Origin of the sequence: Roseivirga sp. 4D4 (genome assembly GCF_001747095.1) — a bacterium.
Classification (GTDB): Bacteria; Bacteroidota; Bacteroidia; order Cytophagales; family Cyclobacteriaceae; genus Roseivirga.
In genome coordinates, this window is the sequence record NZ_MDGP01000001.1 from 3,201,332 (window position 1) to 3,222,454 (window position 21,123).

At 41.2% G+C, this 21,123-nt stretch carries 16 protein-coding genes; 4 read left to right on the forward strand and 12 right to left on the reverse strand.

Annotated elements, in window-relative coordinates; genetic code table 11:
• Nucleotide 1: 1 nt before the first annotated feature.
• Genes BFP97_RS14100 through BFP97_RS14110 form a run of 3 tightly spaced genes read right to left on the reverse strand, consistent with a single transcriptional unit; the run spans nucleotide 2 to nucleotide 2,916 of the window.
• Nucleotides 2-1,564 (reverse strand): TlpA family protein disulfide reductase, encoded by a 1,563-nt coding sequence (locus BFP97_RS14100; protein WP_069843038.1) that lies wholly within the window; start codon nucleotides 1,562-1,564, stop codon nucleotides 2-4.
• Nucleotides 1,565-1,618: 54 nt separating this feature from the next.
• A complete protein-coding gene (locus tag BFP97_RS14105; protein ID WP_069843039.1) occupies nucleotides 1,619-2,041 on the reverse strand; it encodes a polymer-forming cytoskeletal protein in 423 nt (140 codons plus the stop codon).
• 20 nt (nucleotides 2,042-2,061) lie between these two features.
• Nucleotides 2,062-2,916: a M23 family metallopeptidase gene (locus tag BFP97_RS14110; protein ID WP_069843040.1), complete on the reverse strand. Its 855-nt coding sequence runs from the start codon at nucleotides 2,914-2,916 to the stop codon at nucleotides 2,062-2,064.
• A 196-nt stretch (nucleotides 2,917-3,112) separates the two neighbouring features.
• Here BFP97_RS14110 and BFP97_RS14115 point away from each other — a divergent pair, with 196 nt between their 5' ends.
• Genes BFP97_RS14115 through uvrC form a run of 3 tightly spaced genes read left to right on the forward strand, consistent with a single transcriptional unit; the run spans nucleotide 3,113 to nucleotide 9,718 of the window.
• On the forward strand, nucleotides 3,113-5,584 hold the full coding sequence (locus BFP97_RS14115; protein WP_069843041.1) for a tetratricopeptide repeat protein: 2,472 nt from the start codon (nucleotides 3,113-3,115) through the stop codon (nucleotides 5,582-5,584).
• Nucleotides 5,585-7,900, forward strand: coding sequence for a penicillin-binding protein 1A (locus tag BFP97_RS14120; RefSeq protein ID WP_083262573.1), 2,316 nt, complete (start codon nucleotides 5,585-5,587; stop codon nucleotides 7,898-7,900).
• A gap of 9 nt (nucleotides 7,901-7,909) precedes the next feature.
• A complete protein-coding gene (gene uvrC, locus BFP97_RS14125; protein WP_069843042.1) occupies nucleotides 7,910-9,718 on the forward strand; it encodes an excinuclease ABC subunit UvrC in 1,809 nt (602 codons plus the stop codon).
• Nucleotides 9,719-9,748: 30 nt separating this feature from the next.
• On the opposite strand, the gene BFP97_RS14130 is transcribed toward uvrC, so the two are convergent.
• The 8 genes from BFP97_RS14130 to BFP97_RS14165 form a co-directional block, all read right to left on the reverse strand.
• Nucleotides 9,749-10,789: a hypothetical protein gene (locus BFP97_RS14130; RefSeq protein WP_069843043.1), complete on the reverse strand. Its 1,041-nt coding sequence runs from the start codon at nucleotides 10,787-10,789 to the stop codon at nucleotides 9,749-9,751.
• Nucleotides 10,790-10,800: 11 nt separating this feature from the next.
• Entirely contained in the window at nucleotides 10,801-12,606 is a 1,806-nt protein-coding gene (locus BFP97_RS14135) for a GldM family protein (protein ID WP_069843044.1), read from the reverse strand.
• Nucleotides 12,607-12,617: 11 nt separating this feature from the next.
• Entirely contained in the window at nucleotides 12,618-13,424 is an 807-nt protein-coding gene (gene gldL, locus BFP97_RS14140) for a gliding motility protein GldL (RefSeq protein WP_069843045.1), read from the reverse strand.
• A 45-nt stretch (nucleotides 13,425-13,469) separates the two neighbouring features.
• The gene (locus BFP97_RS14145) at nucleotides 13,470-14,693 is read right to left on the reverse strand and encodes an SUMF1/EgtB/PvdO family nonheme iron enzyme (RefSeq protein WP_139135312.1); all 1,224 of its coding nucleotides are present in this window, start codon (nucleotides 14,691-14,693) and stop codon (nucleotides 13,470-13,472) included.
• 144 nt (nucleotides 14,694-14,837) lie between these two features.
• Complete coding sequence (locus BFP97_RS14150) at nucleotides 14,838-15,833, reverse strand: type IX secretion system membrane protein PorP/SprF (protein WP_069843047.1); 996 nt, start codon at nucleotides 15,831-15,833, stop codon at nucleotides 14,838-14,840.
• A 64-nt stretch (nucleotides 15,834-15,897) separates the two neighbouring features.
• Nucleotides 15,898-16,674, reverse strand: a complete 777-nt coding sequence (locus BFP97_RS14155) for a uroporphyrinogen-III synthase (RefSeq protein ID WP_069843048.1) — start codon at nucleotides 16,672-16,674, stop codon at nucleotides 15,898-15,900.
• Between the two features lie 33 nt (nucleotides 16,675-16,707).
• Nucleotides 16,708-17,412, reverse strand: coding sequence for a DUF4271 domain-containing protein (locus BFP97_RS14160; RefSeq protein ID WP_069843049.1), 705 nt, complete (start codon nucleotides 17,410-17,412; stop codon nucleotides 16,708-16,710).
• Between the two features lies 1 nt (nucleotide 17,413).
• Nucleotides 17,414-19,174, reverse strand: a complete 1,761-nt coding sequence (locus tag BFP97_RS14165; RefSeq protein ID WP_069843050.1) for a BamA/TamA family outer membrane protein — start codon at nucleotides 19,172-19,174, stop codon at nucleotides 17,414-17,416.
• 31 nt (nucleotides 19,175-19,205) lie between these two features.
• Here BFP97_RS14165 and hemW point away from each other — a divergent pair, with 31 nt between their 5' ends.
• The gene (hemW, locus tag BFP97_RS14170; RefSeq protein WP_069843051.1) at nucleotides 19,206-20,339 is read left to right on the forward strand and encodes a radical SAM family heme chaperone HemW; all 1,134 of its coding nucleotides are present in this window, start codon (nucleotides 19,206-19,208) and stop codon (nucleotides 20,337-20,339) included.
• On the opposite strand, the gene BFP97_RS14175 is transcribed toward hemW, so the two are convergent.
• Nucleotides 20,323-21,120 carry a hypothetical protein gene (locus BFP97_RS14175; RefSeq protein WP_069843052.1) on the reverse strand — a complete coding sequence of 266 codons (798 nt, stop codon included), beginning with the start codon at nucleotides 21,118-21,120 and terminating at the stop codon, nucleotides 20,323-20,325. The two genes, hemW and BFP97_RS14175, sit on opposite strands and share 17 nt — an antisense overlap.
• Nucleotides 21,121-21,123 lie beyond the last annotated feature (3 nt).

Below are 21,123 nucleotides of genomic sequence, written 5' to 3' on the forward strand. Positions count from 1 at the left end.
TCTACCGCTCAATATACTGCATTAGCAGAGATTCCAAACCTGCATTCATCGGGCTTGGTGCGTTTCGTTCCACCAGGCTACCCTTCTTATCAAAGATTAGATAGCGCGGTATGGCATCCATAGCCAGATTCTTTTTCATTTCAGATTTTTTGTGATTAAGCACTAAGTAATTGTGCATATAGCCATTGAGCCCATCAGACATACTCGCTCGCCTCCAAGCATCCTGCTTGTTATCAATGGAAAAGTAAACGAAGGAAATAGCCTCACCCTTTAGTTTATTCCTCAACTGTATGGAGCTAGGCATTGCTTGCCGACATGGTGCACACCAACTGGCCCAATAATCCACATAGACCACTTTACCCCTTAGCTCATTGAGTAAACCTGTCAACATATTGGTGCTACCATCTTCATGTAAGAGATTGACCCCAATATTACTTTTGACCAATGCTTCGCGATTGATCAGAAAATCCTCCTGAAATCTTTGGGTAAACAAGGTGTCATCTGGATATGCGTTTTGATAATCAGTGGCATAGGCGGAGATGGTTTCATAAGATTCATTCGAGTCCACCATTCTTTCCAGGCAAAACCATTTGGCCTTAGCCAAAAGAGACCCTTCAAAATGCTTATCCAACAAGTCGAATGCTTTCGGATAATCTATATATAGTTTATTTGATGTTCGCTTCTTTTCTCCTAACAGAATCCCTTCTGTAATGTAGAAGTACAGGTAAGTTTTACCATATCGGCTATTCAAGATGAATTCTTCCTCAAAAAGAGAGCTTTCCAGTAAGCCCTTTAAATAAGTCTTATCATCTAGCTTCTTTACCAAAAATGAGAGCCTCAGGTAATGCCTTCTCAATTCAATCTCTTCCTTTAAGTCCAAACTGAAAGTGTCTGCCGAGTTAGCCTCTAAACTGAGCTTGTTCATTAATTGCTCAATATGACCATAGGTCTGATCTAAAAACTCGTTGAGCACTTGGGGATTAGCCTCGTAAAAATCTCGTTGAAACAAGATAGGGTAAAGGTCAGTTCGCGAAAAGTCATTAGAGGCAGTCATTTTCTGCGCGCTGTCTGTAAACACAAGCAGGTTGTATAATGAATCTTGAACCACCGATCGCTCAGAGGGAAATTGGCTTTCTAATATGTTAATAAACTCCCTTTCGGGTACGGCCCTGAGTATTATTCCTTCACCATCGAAATGAAAAAACAACGAATCTCCGGGCGAAACGATTAGGTCCTGCTTTTGAGTAAGCTTATTCGCTATGGTCAAAAGTCGTTCTTCCGCTAAAGAGATTACGAGGGTGTCCTTACTTTTTGCACTGATAAATTGTTCCTGAATGGTATCGTTGATTCCTGCCTGAAAGCTCATGCTTATGGGTGCGGAAGTTTCATTATTCAGGCTTACCCAAATAGCGTCAGGGATTTTCTTCTCCTCAATGACCTTTTCAAGGTTAGACTGGCATGAAATACCAAGGAAAGTGATAAGGAAAACCGAAAAGAGCGTGTGCCACAAAACACCTATGCGCAATTGGGGCGTTTCATTGCAAGCCATTCTCAGATTGGACATGTATTAAAGGTAGAAAACACCTTTAACTAATCAAATAGTTATATGGGTTTGATATTAGGCCCTCTTGGCTACCTTCTCTGATGCACGACTTTCAGGCAGTTCGATCACAATGTCTTTCGCCAAGTGGCCCATTTTACAACCACCATTGAATGTTGCCCCTGGCTCCACGACAAGTTGATTGGTAAGAATATCACCGTTGATTACGGCTGTAGGTTTCAGAATCAGTAATTCTGAGATCTCAATATTACCACGAATATTACCAGCCACTTCTCCTGATCGAGCCACCACATTTCCATCCACATAAGCATCGGGCCCCATCACAAACTTCGCTTTGGCTTTGGCATTGCCATATACCTTACCCTCTACTCTGATATTGCCTGCAGACTCAATACTGCCTTCGAGTACGGTTTCCTTACCAATAATATTACTGGTTTGGCTCAATTCTTCTGATGATTTTTTTTCTTCTTTTGAAAACATGGCTCAATCTGTTTTTCTAATTAAAACGAAATGAATTCTTCCGGATTTACGGCAGAACCATTATACCAAAGTTCAAAGTGTAAGTGTGGGCCGGAAGTCAGCTCTCCGGTGTTACCAATAATGGCCACAATTTCACCTGCAGTAATAAAATCACCCACTTCCTTAGTGAGCGTTGAGTTGTGCTTATAAATTGAAATCAAATTTTCTCTGTGCTGTACAGCAATCACATTGCCCTCAGACTGTGTCCAACTTGCCAGAATTACCGTTCCATCCGCTATACACTTAACGGGTTCATCCTTTTTAGCAACCACATCAATGCCGTAGTGTTCATTCTGAGCATTAAAAGGCTCTGAAATATACCCTGTGATGGGTGAAAAGAAATAAAGTTGTCTGAGTTCTTCATTTTCAATTTGCCCGGTCAATAGAAAGTCCCCTCCTCTTTCAAACTCAGCCTTAAATGCTGAATCCGTGGTTTCCAATTGCTCAACATTTCCAGGAGACTGCGGCTGAGGAGCCTCAGACTCTAGGACTTCATTAGAAGTCACATCTCCCTGCATTATCTTTTTAAAGCTCGTAATGAACTGATCTCTACTCTCTAACTCCTGAGTGAGTGAATCGAGTGATATGCTCATCTGAACCAAGTCTTTGCGGGTTTCTTGCTCGGCATAACGTGGGTCGAACCATTGCGCTAAGACCGTATTGACCAGATAAATACTGATCGTTAAAATGACTAAGAAGACCAAAAAGGCAAAGAAGGCTATTTTGGCATAGGTAAACTTATAGGTGGCCTTTTCAGAAAAGTCTTCCTCATTCTGAACGATGAAAATATGCCTGGTATTTAGCCAGTTGGATAAGGTTTTCTTGAATCTTGCCACAATAAAAAATCAAGGGAAACAAAAATATTGATTAAAACCTAACCAGATACCTTTTATTGTATTAATTGCGCCTTATTGTTCGTTCCTATTCAGAAATCACTCTGATTTGAAAATCAGCAATTTACATATCAAAAGATTTTTTTGTCTTCTCCTATTCGTAGGCATAGTCGGTTGCAATTCTAAAGGCTATCAGAACATGAATGCCCGCTATAATGGGTATTTCTATGCCAATCAATACATTGACGAGGTTTATCAAAGCCTGGAGGACAAATACGACTATAATTTCAATGATATTCTTAAGGTTTTTCCTGATATAGATTCAGGCACGGTTCAGGGAAATGAAGAAAAGCTTGATGATGCTTTCAAAAAGGCATCTCAGGTAATAGAATGGTATAAAACCAGCGATTGGGTAGATGATAGTTACATACTCATAGGGAAAATCAGGCATTTAAGGGCTCAGTTTCAATACGCCATTGAGACTTTTCAATTTGTTAATCAAACCAGTAAGGATGATGGTGCACGGCAAGAAGCATTGATCGGCTTGATGCGCACTTATATGGACATGGGCGATATGGACAATGCGACAGACGTTTCGAATTATTTGACTTTAGAGGAAGAACTAACACCTGAAAACAATCTGGACTACCAGGTCTTGCTCGCTTACTATCATCAGCGCCAAGGAAACGAAGCTGGAATTGCCGAAGCACTCCGAGAAGTCAATAACCTCATTAGCAATCGCGATCAAAAGGCCAGAACCAATTTTATCCTAGGACAAATCGCTCAAAAGAACGGTGATGGGCAACAGGCTTTTGACTACTATGATTTGGCTCTAAAGGGAAACCCACCATATGAACTCGTTTTCCATTCAGAATTGAATAAGATGGCCCTGACAGATTATTCAAAATCCAGTGCCGATAGAATTCAAAAGGTATACAAGACCTTTGACAAGATGCTTAAGGACGGAAAGAACCTAGAGTATCAGGACAAGATCTACTATGTGATGGGCCAGTTGGAAGAACAGCGTGGGAAGTTGCTCAACGCCATTAACCATTATAGAACCGGAACGCAGGTAGAACAGCCCGATCAGCGACAGCAGGGAATGAATTTTTTAAAGCTAGGGGAAATCTATTTTGATCCTTATGAGAATTTCCCATTGTCGAGCCAGTATTATGACAGTGCAATCGCCAAGCTACCTGAGGACTTTCAGAACTACGTAGCCATTGCCGATAAACAACAGGTTCTCAATGACTTTGTGACACAATTAAATACCATATCACGAAATGATAGTCTGTTGAACTTGGCAGAAATGAATCCCGTGTCGCTGGATGCATTTCTTGATCAGTATCTGCGGGCTGAGGCTGCCAAGCAGGCAGAAATCGATAGGCAAAAGAGAAAAGCCAATCCCATTTCACCATCAGTTACCAATACCAACACAGATATATCCGATGATGACACCTGGTACTTTTATAATCAGGCAGCGATCAGTCAAGGCGAACGTGAATTTCAGAGGGTTTGGGGAAACAGACCGCTTGAGGATAATTGGAGACGCTCGAGCAAAACAACCGTTGCCGTAGGACTTGACCCTTCCTTGATTGCCGATAACAACAACAATCAAAATCAAGGCAATGAAACATCAAGTGCAACAGATGGCACAGCTGCCGAAAAGCAAAAGCTATTGGAGACCATACCAAGGTCGGCCGAACAAAAGGACTTGGCCAATGCCGAAATCCAAGAAGCCTATTTCAACCTTGGAAGAATCTATCGGTTCGGCCTGAAAAGAAACAGTGAGTCGGCCAACAGTTATGAAACCCTGTTAAGTAGGTACCCCAAAACCGAATTTCGCTTAGAGACCCTTTTTGCGCTCTATACACTTTTCGAAAACACAGACCCTGGCAGAGCTGAGGATTACAAGCGACTTATCATAGCCGAGTTTCCAGAAAGTCTGACGGCCAAGGTGCTTATTAATCCCAACTATGTTCAGGAAAAGGAGGCCAGAAACCTCAGACTTCAGCAGCAATACGCAGAAGCTTATGCCAAATACGAAGCCGGTAATTATGTTGAGGCTGATCAAATGTTAAAAGCCGCGCTAGCTTCTTTTGAAGATGTGGACTTTTTACCAACCGTTGAATTACTATCGGCAATTTTAAAAGCCAAAACTGAGGGTTTATTCCCTTACGAGAAAGCCTTAGAAGAATTTACGGCCAAGTACACCGAAGGACCTTTATTTGATTATGCCAATGGCCTGCTTTCAGCCTTAAAACCTGCAAAAGACGAGATATTGTCAGACAGAGGCTTTGATTTCAGTGAGGACTTCCAACAACAGCATTTGGTAGCCATTACGATAGATAAGACCTTGAACGGGGTTGATAAGGTAAAGGCAATCATCAATACACTGAACAGTGAACGGTTTCCAAATCAAAGGCTATCGATCGGCAATCTCACTTTGAAAAAGAACGAAAACGTAGAGATACTTTATATCAACTCATTTAAGACTAAATCTGCTTCTCAACGTTATAGAGATGTGCTTTCTGAAGTCTTAGCAGAAGCGATTAATCAAGAAGACACTAATTTTCATAATTTTGCTATCTCTATCGACAACTTACAGTTCTTGTTCGATAGCGAGAAGATTGAAGAGTACATGAGTTTTCATGACAAATTTTATCAATAGATGAGCCTGAAAAGTAAAATAGCCCAGAATCGCCCCTTACTTAAAAAGTTGACTATCGCAGCTTGGGTGTTTTTTGCATTAGGTGTTGTTGGCTTGCCCACCTATATATGGGCTGTTAGTTCTAATATGAATAACTGGTTTGGAGAACTTCCATCCTACTCTCAATTAGAAAATCCAGATCAAAATCTGACCTCCACGCTATACACTTCCGATGGCGTTCAACTGGGTTCTGGTTACTTTCGCGATAACAGAAATCCTGTGACTTATGACGAGTTGGGCGATAACCTCATCAATGCTTTACTAGCGGCAGAAGACATTCGGTTTGAGCAACACTCTGGCATTGACCTAGAGAGTATGTTTCGTGTAGCTTATGGTGTGTTGACCTTTAACCGAAAGGGAGGTGGTAGTACCATCAGTCAACAACTAGCCAAACAACTTTTCTCCACCAGGGTATTGGACGAAAGAGACAAAGGAAAACTGGAAGGCAAGAACCGAATGCTTGACGAGTTGATCTATAAGACTAAAGAATGGATACTGTCTGTTCGACTTGAAAAGTCTTATACCAAGCAGGAGATTATGGCCATGTACTACAACACTGTTGAGTTTGGCAACAACGCGTTTGGTATTAAATCAGCTGCTAAGACCTATTTTAACAAGCTCCCTAGCGAACTTACGGTACCTGAAGCGGCTGTTTTAGCTGGTATGCAAAAAGGAGTAACTACCTACAGACCAGATAACAACCCGGAAAACTCAAAACGCAGAAGAAATGTCGTCATGAGTCAAATGGTGAAGTATGGTTTCCTAGACCAGACTGTATATGATACGCTCAGGCCGAAAGACATTGAACTGACCTTAAAACAGCAAGATCAAAATGCAGGACTAGCCCAGTATTTCCGTGAAGTAGCGAGGGGTGACTTGAGAGAACTTTGCAAAGAGCTAGGTTATGACCTCTATGCCGATGGCCTTAAGATTTATACAACAATCGATAGTCGAATGCAAGCCTATGCAGAATTTGCCATGGACAGTGCCATGAGTAAGTTGCAGGCAAGATTTGATACCTTACTAGCTAAGGAAGAAAGGACTCTTTGGATTGATAGCAAAGACAGAGAGATTGAAAACTTCTTAGAAGATAATGTGATACCAAGAACCAAGGCCTATCGCAACTTGGTGAAGCAATACGGAGAAGATTCTGACTCTGTGGATTACTATATGAACCTCCCAAAAAAGCTAAGTGTGTTTTCTTGGAATGGAGATATTGACACCGTCATGAGTTCTATTGACTCTATTATGTATTACAAGCAGTTTCTTCAGGCAGGTTTTATGGCCACAGACCCTAGAACTGGCGGTATTAAAGCCTGGGTTGGCGGTACCAACTTCTCACATTTCAAATATGATCATGTACGATTAGGGAAAAGACAACCGGGTTCACTTTTCAAGCCCTTCGTTTATACCACCGCTGTGGAACAAGGCTACTCTCCTTGTTTCACCTTTAAAGATGAGGCCGTATCGATTGATATTCCTTTTCAGGATGAGCCTTGGAGTCCCCAAAATGCTGAGGGTAGATTCAGTGGTGAAGATATGACGCTGAAAACGGCCATGGCCAAATCAGTGAACTCTGTTACCGCAAGAGTGATGGATATTGTCAAACCTGAAAAAGTGGTCGATATGACCAAGAGGCTTGGTATAAAAAGTACTATTCCTCCCTATTACTCGATTGCTTTGGGTACAGAAGTGGCCTCTCTTTACGAATTAGTTGGGGCTTACGGCACATTTGCGAATAAGGGCGTGCATATTGAGCCTTATTACGTAAGTCGAATTGAAGATAGATTTGGCAATGTGATATACAACGAACCTCCAAGAAAAAGTAGGGCTATTAGTGAGGATGTGGCATACGTGATGTTGAATATGCTTCAGGAAACCGTTAACTCTGGATCTGGAAATAGGCTTCAATGGGAATATCAATTGGTGGATCGCGGTCAAAAAGAAAGTAACTTGGGGGCCAAAACAGGAACAACTCAAAACTCCTCTGATGGTTGGTTTATGGCCATTACACAAAACTTAATCGCAGGTGCCTGGGTTGGTGGCGATGACAGAGCTATTCGTTTTACCAAATGGACTGATGGACAAGGTGCCAGAACGGCAATGCCAATTGTTGGTCTCTTTCTGCAACAGGTATATGCAGATTCGACACTCGGTATTGAGAAATCGCTTTTCGATCGACCAGCAGAGTTAAGTTTAGAAATTGATTGTCAAAAATTCTCCGATGTACTAAGTACATCTGACAGCACGATCATCTTTGATGATGAGATTTATTAATTTCGACCCATGGAGGTCACCCGCTTTACACCATCAGATATCCTGAAACTCCCCGATAGTCCGGGCGTATATCGTTACTTCAATGAAGCGGGTGTATTGATCTATGTAGGCAAGGCCAAAAGCCTCAAAAAGCGAGTGTCTAGTTACTTCAATAAGAATGCGGGAGTCAACCGGAAAACCAGAAGACTTGTCAGCGAAATCAAAGAAATAGAGATTACACTTGTCAATTCTGAGTTTGATGCTCTCTTGCTAGAAAACAATCTCATTAAGCAGAATCAACCCAAGTATAACATACTGCTAAAAGACGATAAAACTTTCCCCTATATCTGTGTTTCGAATGAGCGCTTTCCGCGCATATACAGCACCAGAAAGTTCATTCCTTCTAACGGCACTTACTTTGGCCCCTATGCCAATGTAAAAGTGATGAACAATGTGTTGAGATTGATTAATAACCTTTTCACATTAAGAACCTGTCGCTTCGATCTCTCCGAAGACAATATTGCGAAGGGTAAATTCAAAGTCTGTCTTGAATATCACATCGGCAATTGCAAAGGTCCATGTGAAGGTTTGCAGACCGAAGAAGACTATTTAAAGGATATAGATCAGGCCATCAATATCCTGAAAGGAAGCTTATCCATACCCAAGCAGTATTTCAAAGAAAGAATGAGTACTGCTGCTGAAAACCTTGAGTTCGAACAGGCGCAGAAATTCAAAGAGAAGCTTGATATGGTCGATCTCTTCCAGTCCAGGTCTGTAGTGGTGAGCCCCAAGATTGCCGACTTGGATGTATTCACGATCATCACGGATGAAAAATGGGCATTCGTGAATTATCTGCGTATTAAAAACGGTACGATCAACCTGTCCCAAACTTCTGAAGTAAAGAAACGACTCGATGAGTCCGATGAAGAGATTCTGATGTTACTCTTGATTCAACTTAGAGATCAGTATCAGAGTAGTGCCAAAGAAGTACTTGTCAATAAGCCAATCGATTTCAACTCAGATAACTTCAAGACAATTCAACCTCAAATTGGGGATAAGAAGAAGTTGATCGACCTTTCTTTAAAGAATGCCCTCTTTGCCAAGAAGGAGAAGTATGCATCTCTCGAAAATGTCAAAGACAAGGGAAATCGAGTGCTCAAGCAACTCCAGAATGATCTGCAATTAAAGGAACTACCAACCCACATTGAATGCTTTGATAACTCTAACATTCAGGGTACCAATCCAGTGGCATCCATGGTATGCTTTAAGATGGGCCGACCTTCTAAGAAGGATTACAGGCATTATAAAATCAAAACAGTAGTTGGACCAGATGACTTTGGCTCCATGAAAGAGGTTGTTGGAAGAAGATATAAGCGACTTTTAGACGAGGATGCTCCCCTTCCAAAGCTTATCATCATTGATGGGGGTAAGGGCCAATTGAATGCCGCCTGTGATGCACTGGTAGAACTCGGTCTATATGGTACCATTCCAATCATCGGCATCGCAAAGCGACTGGAAGAGCTTTATTTCCCGGGCGATCAATTCGCCTTGCACATTGATAAGAAATCAGAGTCGTTAAGGTTGATACAAAAGCTGCGTGATGAGGCACATAGATTTGCCATTACTTTCCATAGAGACCTTAGAAGTAAAAACAGCTTCAACTTTGAGCTTGAAAATGTGAAAGGCCTGGGAAGAGTTACGGTGAATAAATTACTCAAGGAATTCAAAACCATGAGTAAGATAGAAGCAGCCTCGGAAGCCGAACTCAATGAGTTGGTGGGTGAAGCAAGAACGCGGTTAATCAAGAATTTCTTCCAACAAAAAAAGGAAGCCAAATAGCTTCCTTTTTCATTTATCATTCGACAATCTCTAGTATTCCCAGAGGTTGTGCATTTTCTCTAACAGTTCGAAACGCTTCTTCATGGCCTGCTCAATGATTGAGTAGTCGTAATTCTGTTTTCCGTAAAGCGTCTGAATATTATCGTCTCCAATATTCTGGAATTTAGTAATGTAGGTACTGAATAACCTTAGGTCAAAGGCATGAGCAAAACTCAACTCTTTGTTACGAGGGTTACGATCGTTGTACCAATACGCCCTATCCTTATTACTCTCTCCGTAGATCTTAGCAATATAGGCCACCAACTCCTGATATTTCACTCTCACAATTTCTCTTTCAGCACCATCTACAGATGACTTTGGAGGAGCGATAAGTGTAACAGAAACAATATCCCACTTGGCCAAAGACTGATTTCTATCGAACAGTAAATCCTCTTCCAATAAAAGCACATCTAAATCACCTTTAATAGCAGGGTCAAGTGCCTTAGCACCAGAAGTTGCCGCATATTCTGCATCAATGATCGAGTCTAGCCTTGCATTACTGTAATTCGCATAGATTCCTCCATCACGAATTTTCAAAGCGGTTCGGGCTCTAGGTCTTTGTGTCTCATCATAATTACCTTGCTGGGTTGAAAAGTCTGACAGATTTGTATTGAAATCCTCTTCCAATAAAATATCGTCTTCGGTGAATGTCTTCACCTCATTTTCCAAGGTTTGATAAGGTGTTATCCCAACAACCTGATCTAATGCTTCATTTTGAGCCTTATAGTACTCCCTTATTCCCTCAATGATGATTTTGGTTATCCTAGACTCCTTTGCATTCCAATTAGAATTCTGCTTTTCATTAAAATTCATTTTTGACCAAAGACGAATGCTAAACATTACGTCTTCGTCTCTTATAGGACGCACAGAAAACTCATTGTTTTGCTTCTTGGCACTATTGAGTCCAGCCACTTTAGTGGTGCTCTCAATAGTTTCCAGAAACTTGGCAGGGTCAATACCTGTACCCTCTTCCTGCGCAATAGCATTCAAGGTTAAAAGCATTAACAATAAGCCGGATAATCTCTTCATCATAACGTTAAAATCTAATTGATGATCATCGTCATATTATCTACAAAAACGATAGGAATCTGCTCACTTTTATAGTTTACTCTAGCAATTTCTTCTATGGACACAACCAGCTGATCTCCAGAAGCCATTCGTGCTCTTATAGAAGATAAATCTACATCTGGTGTCAAGCCATCAATTCTGATCTGACCTTTTCTCTGAGTCCCTCTAGTCAAGTAAATAGTACCTTTAGTCACATAGAAGTTCGCATCATCAGGGTACTTCTCAGCAAATGCTGCATCAGGATTCAGCCTTAGATCAAGCCTTGTTGGCATATCTGTAAGTCCCACATTTGGATTATAAACCTGTCCATTAGGACGTACATCCAGTGCAGGTAATGGCACATTTCGAGCCTCAAACTCTCTGAAGCCAATGTATTGACCTCCACTTGATACATCTATCTTAACGGCTCTGTTGTTAGGCACAACCGAAACCTGACCCTTAGTAGAACCTTGCGTATATGTTGCTCCAGTAACCGTAAAGCGCGGCTGATAGACCGGCCCTAAAGCAGGAACATTAATTGTCAAGTTGTTATTACAATTTAGATACAGTACATCAACTGATTGCGAACGTACATCAATTACAGGTCTTGCTACAAAGTACTCGTGAGTTGTAGTCCTGGTAATTTGACTACCTGTTCCATCGTCAGCTGTAATCTCTACTTCGAAAGTCTTTTTTGCCAAGCCATTCGCATCGTACTCACTCTCGCGAGCCGAAGTTGGAAAATCAATTTGTCCTCTTCCACCAAGCATTGTAACATCTTGACCATTCATCTTCACGGTCGGTTCAAGTTTTGAGTTACCAAGCGTCAAAAAGGCCTGGGCTTTAAAAGGTAAACCTGCTGTTATAATATTCGACTCAGATAATACAGTAGCTTCAGCGTAATCAATACCTGCAAAAGCACCTGTCAAGAAGTCTTCAGGGTCAATCGCATCACTAGAAGTGTTTGATGGCTGACTCGGTGTCGTTGATGGTGTATTAGCTACATTATCATTTTCAGCAACTTGCTGTGGCTCACTTGACTGAGTTGCCGGAGCAGACTGAACACTTTCTATCGATGGTATGTCATTTGGATTAACAGAAACTGCCGTACCTACAAAAGACTTTAGTTTGTTCAAAGCAACAGCCTCTTTACTGTAAATCTGATTTTTATAGAATGTCAATTGGGCAAGAACCGAAGCTAAGGGTGCTTTGTAGAAATTAAAGTCAGCATAATCCTTCTTCTTCTCTTCCTGATTATTCTCGTACATTTTGATATCATCCGCCTTAAGAGCAATTGATTCCATCCATTCTGGAGTCATGGTATCCTTTCCCAAAAGGGCGATTAGACCATTAACCTTTTCAGGATATTCATCGAGCTTTGCTTTTAACTCATCAGCAAACCCTTGATTCACCATATAATTAGACGGCTCCTCGTATTTTTTCAAGGTGGATCTTTTTCTCAATTTAGAGGTATCTCCTCCTGTTGAAACTTTCCCAAGCTCATACTTAAGATTATCAAGGTAAGCAGCTAGTCCGTTGGTATAGTTTCTTACACCCTCGGCTACTTTTGCCACAGCTTGATCACCCTGTTTATCTCCTTGATTGACTACATCCGATTGGATGTCGCCTAAGATAGTCTGATTGTAGTCCAAGAAAGACGCGTTTGAAACTTCCAAACCGCTTTCCATCAATACGAATTTCTCCAGTACGGAGTCCTTAATCTGTAGGGCAAGAAGAGCGGTCAGCACGAGATACATCATGCCAATCATCTTCTGCCGCGGGGTTTCTTTACCTCCTGCCATTATCTTTCAGATTAAGAGTTTGATTGTTTCATTGCTGATAACATTGCTCCATATACCTTATTAAGCGAAGTAACATTCGAGTTCAGTTTCGCCATTTGGCCCTGGAACTCTTCAGTTTGCTTAGCGGTATTCATAGCTCCTTTGATCATGGTTTCCATGTTCGACAGGTAGCCTTTCATATATTTTGCTACAGATTCCGTATCTGCTAATTCTGTTTTATAAGCACCACTCAAAGCCTGAAGCTGAGTAGCGGCATCTTTCAACTGAGCTTGATAAGCTTCAGTTGCTGCTTTCAATTGTGTCTGGTTTGTACCAGAGCCCTTCACTGTGTTAGCTACCTCACTAAATGCGGTAGCAGCTTGGGCAGAAGATTGATCTATTCTAGCCAATGAAGCAGCTGCAGTTTTTGCATTTTTTGCATACTCATCGGTGGCAACAGATGCATTAGACATGTTGGCCATTTGCTTGGCATTGTTAGCCAAGTTATCCATTCCGGCTTTCAGGTTTTGAAGGCCCTCCTTGTTCATGGCTGCTTCCTTAAGCATTTTCTGCAAAGAAATATCTCCTTTATCAGAAGCTGCTCCATTGCTGTCTTTGGAATGATCGTATAAAAGCTTGGTATAGTCAGTACTCTTAGGCTCAAATGCAGAGAAAGCAAAAATTAGTGCTTCTACACTTAGTCCAGTAACAAGCATTACCGTTGCACCAGCCCAGCCCTCAAGCTTAAACATAGCACCAACAATTACTACAGAAGCACCAAGACCGTAGATCTTGGGCATTACGTTGCCATAAAAGTTGTTAACGAATTTACTAGCCATTTTTTTTCTTAGTTAGGTTGAAGTTAAATTATTCAATAGGTGAAATTATTGTTGGCCAAGGTAGTCCATGGCACATCTAAAGCCGATAGAAGCCGAGGCTACATCACGGTATTCAAAAGATCTTGTTCCAGTTTGTAGATAGTAGGACACATCGTTCCATGCACCACCTCTGACCACTTTCTTTCCAAAGTGCGGGCTGTCGCTATCTGTTTCTGGATTATAAGTAAACATCGGGTTCAAATCCCAAACCAATGGATTATAGACCGGTGAAAAATCATCTCTACACCATTCTGCTACATTTCCTGACATATTGTACAGGTTGAATGGGTTAGGCAAGAATGCATTAACTGGAGCTGTGTAAGGATAGCCATCATCGGCATAGGCTCCTCTACCAGGTTTAAAGTTGGCTAGGAAACATCCATCCTTATTTCTAGTGTATGGATTTCCCCAAGGGTACTTTACAATTTCTCTACCTCCTCTGGCAGCGTACTCCCACTCCGCTTCAGTAGGGAGTCTAAAATCAGGGTATCTGGTTTCGATTGGGGAGGTATCTACAAAAGTACTGGCAGCAGCACCGTTAGCAGTACCAGCAGGTCCGACAGCACCAAGCACTGGAGCGGCATCAGCTGCAGCTGCAGCGGCTTCTCTATCCTTTTTCTTTCCTCCGAAAGAGAATAGGCCTCCTCCACCTTCATATTTTATTTGTTGACCATTATTTAGGTTGATGGTTCTCCATTCTGCAAACTTCTCTGCAGCTTCCCAACTAACGCCCACAACAGGATAGTTATCAAAAGCGGCATGTTTCCAGTAATATTGTGTCATACGATCGGCATAGTGGTAAGTAAATTCTTCTTCCCACACCTTTGGGTTAGGCATAACCGATGCAATCAAAGTAGCATCCCAGTACCTGTCTCCATTTTGCGCTAGCTCAGAAACATGATATAGGAATTGACGGTATTCGTTATTTGTTATTTCTTCAGCGTCCATGAAAAATGGACTCACTGTGATTTGTCTATTAGAATTAATTTGAGAGGCGGCTACATCTTCATCCGCCTGGCCCATAAAAAATGTTCCGGCAGGGATGGCAACCATACCATAAGGAAGCTCTTGATACCAACCTTCTCTATCAAGGACACCAAGAAGCTGGCCTTCTTCAAGCAGCTTTCCTTCTTTCCCTCCTCCTGCTAAGAAGCCATCGAACATACTACAACCGGCTGTGGTGCCGAGCAATAGTACAATCATAAGACCCAGTACAGACTTTCTCATCATAGTCAGTTTTTATAGTTTTCCTGGCCATTTACCTCCTCAAATGACGCCAGTAGTCCGCTTAAAGCGCGAAAATTAATATTTTATTGTTAGTAATCCGCTGAGCGCGAAAAAATTTCAACCTTTTCAATCTCACCGAACTTTTGTTTAGTAACGGTATCTTGGAGTCCTTATGATATTTCGTCCAAGATTTCTTACTCTAGTTTTTGACTTGAAGGTGTAAATGAGCATAATTTCCTGAGAAGTTGGCTCCTTACTTTGCCTGTCTGTCAAAACAATGTCAACTGCATATGCTAACGATAAACTCCTGTCTTTTAGTACTTTATAGCCAATCATAGCCGAAGCCGATTCTGATTGTCTATAAGATACCCCACCCCATAATTGGTCTCTAAAACGACCAATAACACTTAAATCCCAGTTGTAGGAATCGAACCCTACAGATCTAAGTAATAAAGTTGGAGTGATTGTGAGTTCAGGAGTAACCGCGTAGTCATACCCTGCTGTCAAATAGTAGTGTCGAAGTAATTGATTGGCTATTTGATCCTGACCGAAGTCGAATTCGGGTTGAATTAAGTGATTTGTACTGAAACCACCAAAAAAATTTCCATTTCTATAAAGAATTCCTACCCCTAAATCTGGACGTAATTGAGACTCTTTGCCTGTTAGATTACCTACTCCATCTCTGGGATCGACTACCACAATTTCATCAAAATCTATACTGCTTGAAAACATCCCTGCCTTCAAACCTATACTCAACGAAGCCCCATTGGGGAGGCTAAGGAAATAAGAACCTGAAATCTGGAACTCTAAATTGGACGAGGGTCCTAGGTTATCATTAACTACATGAAAGCCCAAACCACCATTCCAAAACTTTGAACTGGTATTGTAGCTAATCATCTGAGTGCTTGGCGCACCACCACTATTGATGGTTCCATCATAGCCAAACCATTGTGACCTGTGAATGGCTGTGAGTGTATTACCGTTTGAGAGACCAGCGAATGCCGGATTATAATATAACTGATTAAACATGTAATGAGTGAACTGCGCATCTTGTTGCGCGCGTAAACTCAAATGACAACATAAGCATAGAAGTGTTAGCAGAAAGGCTCTTGTCATAATGTGGTAACGCGAAATAGCTTTCATTTATTTAAACCGCGCGAATATATTACAACAAAACTAGCAAGAGCCCTTATAGGTTTCGCTAATCTTAAAGTTTGTTCGCCTTCTTAATGTATAACTCCAACGCTCCAGTCATGGAAGGAGCATTTGGTTGTGGTGCTTCAATATCCAAAACCAAATCAGCTTCTTTTGCCGCTTTAGCTGTTGTAGGGCCAAATACTGCGATACGAGTATCATTCTGTTTGAAGTCTGGGAAATTCACGAAAAGTGAATTGATACCACTAGGACTGTAGAATGCAATGATGTCATAGTAGACATTATCTAAGTCTGACAAATCACTCGCTACAGTCTCGTAAATGACCGCTTCAGAATATTCGTAACCACTGTCTTTCAAAAAGTTCGGGATATCATCCTTGCGAATATTAGAACATGGGAATAAATACTTCTCGTTCTTATGCTTTTTCAGGATCTCAATAAGATCTTCAGCCGTTCTTGAGCCAGTGAATATTTTTCTCTTTCTAACAACGATATACTTCTGGAGATAATTAGCTGTCTGCTCAGAAATACAGAAGTATTTCATATCAGCTGGAATATCCACCTTCAAGTCGTTACAAATGGCAAAGAAATGATCAACAGCGTTACGACTGGTAAAAATAATAGCCGTATGCTTTAGAATATCAATCTTTTGCTTTCTAAACTCTTTAGCTGCGATAGGATCTACCTGAATGAAAGGTCGAAAGTCAACCTTAATTCCGTACTTATCTGCAAGTTTATAATATGGTGATTTCGGATCAGACGGTTTTGGCTGAGATACAAGCAAACTCTTGACTTCTTTCAGCCTCTCCTCAATGATGCTATTAGACATATACTTCCCTACTTTTTACCCGAATTTGGCGTGTTACGTCAGTAATTTAATCCCTACAATAGCAGGGATGATTTCTGTGCTGCAAAGGTAAGAAAATATATATAACTTACTATAAAGCTTGAGTTGTTCTAGCTTTAGATAAATGTTTAACGATCTGTAAAGCAAATAGATGAGGGTGACAATGATTATCCCATTAATCAGGATTTGAGGTATCATAAAATTGCTATAAATGACAACCGTGCAAACCAAAGTCACGGCCAGTACAAAGCAGTTGTTAAGGCTTTGTACTTCCTGAAAGTGACGACTTGTTGAAGCGGGAAGGTTGAATAGCACTCCCACTAAGGCTATGAACAAATATTTTATCAGGAATATAAGTTGAAATGAGGCCGTTACCCCAAGCCAAATTAACAAGCCTGCCCAAAAACCGGTGGGAATCAGCCAACTGACGAATGCTGCCTCCCCTATCTGATTCAAGCCATAAATCAGTATCAATAGCACAAAACTGAGTGAGGCAGAAAGAATCAATGTGAAATAAAAGCTCTCGGTACTTAACAACCGAAGATTGGAACCAAACTCATCTTTCAACTTGAAGTTTAAGAACTTGGAGAAGTCGTATGTCGCAGCAAACATTTTTGGAAACACTATTCTTGATACCGCATATGTTGCCAGTAGAAGTAAGGAAATCGTGATGGCAATGTCCCTAAACAATGCTGGCGAAATGTCAATAGTGCCTTCCATTTTAAAAGTGGGTGGTATACCCGAAATGAATTCTTGATTGGTTAAAGTCTAAACCTCCTGAACTATCTGAAGTCCCTAGGGCATAAACAAAGTTAAAGATACCATTGCTAGTTGAAAAGTTAATGCCCGCACCCAAACCTAATGCAAATTCATTCTTGTCGCCCACACGATCCACAATGTCACTTCTGATAACACCGAAGTCTGTGAAAACCGACAAGTATGAAGACCCATCAAAAAACACCCGAGATTCAACTGTTGAATAGGCATAGGCTGTAGCAAAAAAGAAATTCTCACTAAAGCCACGGATAGTATTGAGTCCTCCCAATCGATAGGCGTCATTTTGAAAAAGTTGATCATTGGAAAGGAAGCCAGCGTCCATACCGGTATATAGTATCAATCGCTGGCTGACAGGCAAATAATTGCTCAAGCGAAGATCGTACTGGTACTGCAAGGTTTTGAGGTCTACTCCCTGATAAATCTCAGACGGTAAATCGATATTCTGTTCAATGACCTTATTGCCTACCGATGCCGAAGCACTGAAACGAAAACCTCGTTTTGGTAAGAAGGCATCATCCAAGCGATCAAAGTTCATACTGAGCCCGTAACGTGTTAGTCCAAAGTCAACGATATCAGGTAAGCTGGTCGCGTTAGCAAACTGTGCCGTAGCCAGTAAATCAGTGTTCCGAAAATCAGTGAAAAAACTGAGCGAGCTATTGGCTCCAAGATTAAATGAGAAATTCACTCTGAAATCCCTCCGAGTGAAGGTGGTATCTTGTTTCAAAAACTCAAAGTCGGTCTCAACAGACAAAGGACTTCTGAAAATGTTAGGGTGATCATATTCCATTAAGATCGATTGGGTTTCCTCACTCAGGCGCCTCCAGTGTAAGCCAATCTTCTTTCCTGTAGCAAAAGGATTATAAAGTTCTAAATCAAACTGCCCCGTGATCAGCAATCCGTTATCCCGGCTCGTATTTGGTAAAAAACCTATGATTCCATCAATGGTATTTATAGGTCGCTTCTCCAGATCTAGCGTCACCTTAGCTTCACTATTTTGAAAGGACAAAGCAGGGCTCTTGGCCAATCGCAAATAGGGAAGTCTTCTCAGTTTACTCACAATGCCATCGACAATAGCCTGGTCATAAGGGTCTCCCATGTCTATGCCTAAATAGGCAGTTGCAAAACGTGATTTCAATACCTTTTTTCTAGAAACATGGACCGAATCGAAACGTATCAGTGGTCCTAAGTCCAAATTCAGAGTGGCATTCAACTGGTTGGCATCTACATGCAGAGAGTCATACTTCAGCGATGCGAAAGGGTAGCCATTTCTTTCGGCATAACGAATCATACTTCCTTCAATTTTTCGAATCGTATTCAGGTTGAACCTCTTTCCATCAAAGCGACTTTCCTTAAAGCCAGATTTCCGCAGAACATTCTGTGCTACATTGCCAGCCTTCAGAGACAACCACTCAAAGGCGGAACCTGGATCAAGCGAAGCTTCAATTCTACCATTACTTGAAACAATCGTATCAACTTTGGCCAAAAGGTATCCATCCAAATGAAGTTGATTCACTAAAGACCGGATCGTTTGAATAGCGGTTAAGGAGTCATTATGATTTTGACTATACTTATACTTTCGAATCAGTTGTTCGTATTCCGGTGCGGTCTTAATTAGCAATTCCGTCTTTTGCTGAGCAAAAGAGGAATGAAACATAAGGAAACTCAGGCCGAAAACGACCAATATGGCACAGCGAAAGCCTGACATTTATTAGGTTTGAATTTAAAATAACGAAACTTTGGCCGGATTATATATCCATATTCCCTTCTGCAAAAAAGCGTGTCATTATTGTGACTTTCACTTTACCCAATCGCTTGGCCAAATAGATACAATGGTAGATGCAATTGCCGATGAACTGGTGATGCAAAGCGACTTCTTAGGCCGAGATACCATTTATACCGTTTATTTCGGTGGTGGTACACCTTCGCTGCTGGAAGGCCCTCACTTAAAAAAACTAATGCGCATTATTCAGCATGAATATGCATTATCGAGCAACCCAGAGATTACGCTTGAAGCCAATCCTGACGACCTCGATCAGGCCAAGCTTTCAACTTTCTTCGATCATGGTGTAAATAGACTGAGCATTGGCGTCCAATCATTCAATGATGATCACCTTAAATGGATGAATCGTCAGCATACTAGTCAGCAAGCCATGGACACCTTTTATTTGGCTCGACAAGCCGGTTTCGAAAACATCAGTCTGGATTTAATCTACGCTTTGCCAAGTGACAACCATGACAACTGGCTTCGTGACCTGAAAATGATCACCACACTTCGGCCAGAGCATATTTCTTCGTACTGTTTGACAATAGAACCAAAAACGGCATTCGGCAACTGGTTGGCTAAAGGAAAGCTAAAAGCCATTGATGAAGACTTTGCGGCAGATCAGTTCGAAATACTATTAGAGATCATGAACAAGTATGGCTATGATCAATACGAGATTTCGAATTTTGCTCAACCTGGTTATGAATCTCAACACAACAGCGCCTATTGGAAAGATGAGAAGTACTTAGGGATTGGACCTTCGGCTCACTCATATAATGGAAAATTTCGTAAAGCGAACATATCCAATAACGCCAAGTATTTGAAAGGAATAGAAGAAGGTAAAATACCCTTTGAAGTTATTACGCTTTCACCAGAAGATCAGGTCAACGAGTACATACTAACTTCTCTTAGAACCAAGTGGGGTTGTGATTTAGATTTGCTCAAGGCCAAGTACCAAGTGGACTTACTATCTATAAAGGAAAGCTACTTAGAAAGGCTTTCTCAACAGGACTTGGTCTTCGAAGACGATGGTTTCTTAGTCTTAACCGATCAGGGAAAATTGCTTGCCGATAAAATAGCTTCTGACCTCTTTATTGAGTCTGACTAACAGAAGCTCTCTCCTGAATTTCCTCAATCATTCTGTCGAAATCATCATCAGAATATTGTGGGAAGTACTGATCAAATATCTCTTTTACAAAGTCCATCTGAATACCTCCATTCACATACCTCTCAAGGAGTTTAGCATCTACTTCCTTCGATCGCTCTGGCCCCAACTCCTCATTAATCAATCCGATAATGTTTGATGAGGCACTCCATACACGTCCTAGCATTCCTGCCCTGTCGCGAGCAAAATTCTTGAACTTATAAAAGTGGAACCTATTCTCAGCGGCCAACACAGCCCCTTGGCCTTTTTTAGGGTCTAGATCTTTGGGCAAGATATTGTAACTCATCGCCAGATCAGTCATCAATCTTTCGGCATGCTCAAGCTTCTTAATCTGGTTGTATAGTTCTGATAGGCTTGAGTAAAGCTCAAAATCAACTATATCAGTTCCTTTCTGATTTAAGGCATACTCAATAATCATAAAGTTGTATTGAGGTTCGATATATCTCCAATCATAATAGCGTGCTACTTCTCCTGCCAGAAAAAGTGAGTCCCACTCCTTCACCTTATCTCTCTGATAATCTGCAAATCGCTCGAAGGTGGTTCTGAATTCCTCAAGTTCCAACTTAAGGCCAACGAGTACTTTTTCTTTCTCCTTGTCTATTTTGTTGTCTTCAGCATAGCTCTGAAACAGAAAAGCCAAATAGACTCCAATAAATACGATGAGCAACTCAAGCGTGAGCCACTTGGCCTTATCTCCGATCTTGAAGAGTTTACGAATGAACATTGT

Excerpts from the sequence above, each read along its gene's own strand:
- BFP97_RS14100 (WP_069843038.1), bottom strand. The coding sequence starts at position 1,564 with ATGTCCAATCTGAGAATGGCTTGCAATGAAACGCCCCAATTGCGCATA.
- BFP97_RS14105 (WP_069843039.1), bottom strand. The coding sequence starts at position 2,041 with ATGTTTTCAAAAGAAGAAAAAAAATCATCAGAAGAATTGAGCCAAACC.
- BFP97_RS14115 (WP_069843041.1), top strand. The coding sequence starts at position 3,113 with ATGAATGCCCGCTATAATGGGTATTTCTATGCCAATCAATACATTGAC.
- BFP97_RS14120 (WP_083262573.1), top strand. The coding sequence starts at position 5,585 with ATGAGCCTGAAAAGTAAAATAGCCCAGAATCGCCCCTTACTTAAAAAG.
- uvrC (WP_069843042.1), top strand. The coding sequence starts at position 7,910 with ATGGAGGTCACCCGCTTTACACCATCAGATATCCTGAAACTCCCCGAT.
- BFP97_RS14130 (WP_069843043.1), bottom strand. The coding sequence starts at position 10,789 with ATGATGAAGAGATTATCCGGCTTATTGTTAATGCTTTTAACCTTGAAT.
- BFP97_RS14135 (WP_069843044.1), bottom strand. The coding sequence starts at position 12,606 with ATGGCAGGAGGTAAAGAAACCCCGCGGCAGAAGATGATTGGCATGATG.
- gldL (WP_069843045.1), bottom strand. The coding sequence starts at position 13,424 with ATGGCTAGTAAATTCGTTAACAACTTTTATGGCAACGTAATGCCCAAG.
- BFP97_RS14145 (WP_139135312.1), bottom strand. The coding sequence starts at position 14,693 with ATGATGAGAAAGTCTGTACTGGGTCTTATGATTGTACTATTGCTCGGC.
- BFP97_RS14150 (WP_069843047.1), bottom strand. The coding sequence starts at position 15,833 with ATGAAAGCTATTTCGCGTTACCACATTATGACAAGAGCCTTTCTGCTA.
- BFP97_RS14155 (WP_069843048.1), bottom strand. The coding sequence starts at position 16,674 with ATGTCTAATAGCATCATTGAGGAGAGGCTGAAAGAAGTCAAGAGTTTG.
- BFP97_RS14160 (WP_069843049.1), bottom strand. The coding sequence starts at position 17,412 with ATGGAAGGCACTATTGACATTTCGCCAGCATTGTTTAGGGACATTGCC.
- BFP97_RS14165 (WP_069843050.1), bottom strand. The coding sequence starts at position 19,174 with ATGTCAGGCTTTCGCTGTGCCATATTGGTCGTTTTCGGCCTGAGTTTC.
- BFP97_RS14175 (WP_069843052.1), bottom strand. The coding sequence starts at position 21,120 with ATGTTCATTCGTAAACTCTTCAAGATCGGAGATAAGGCCAAGTGGCTC.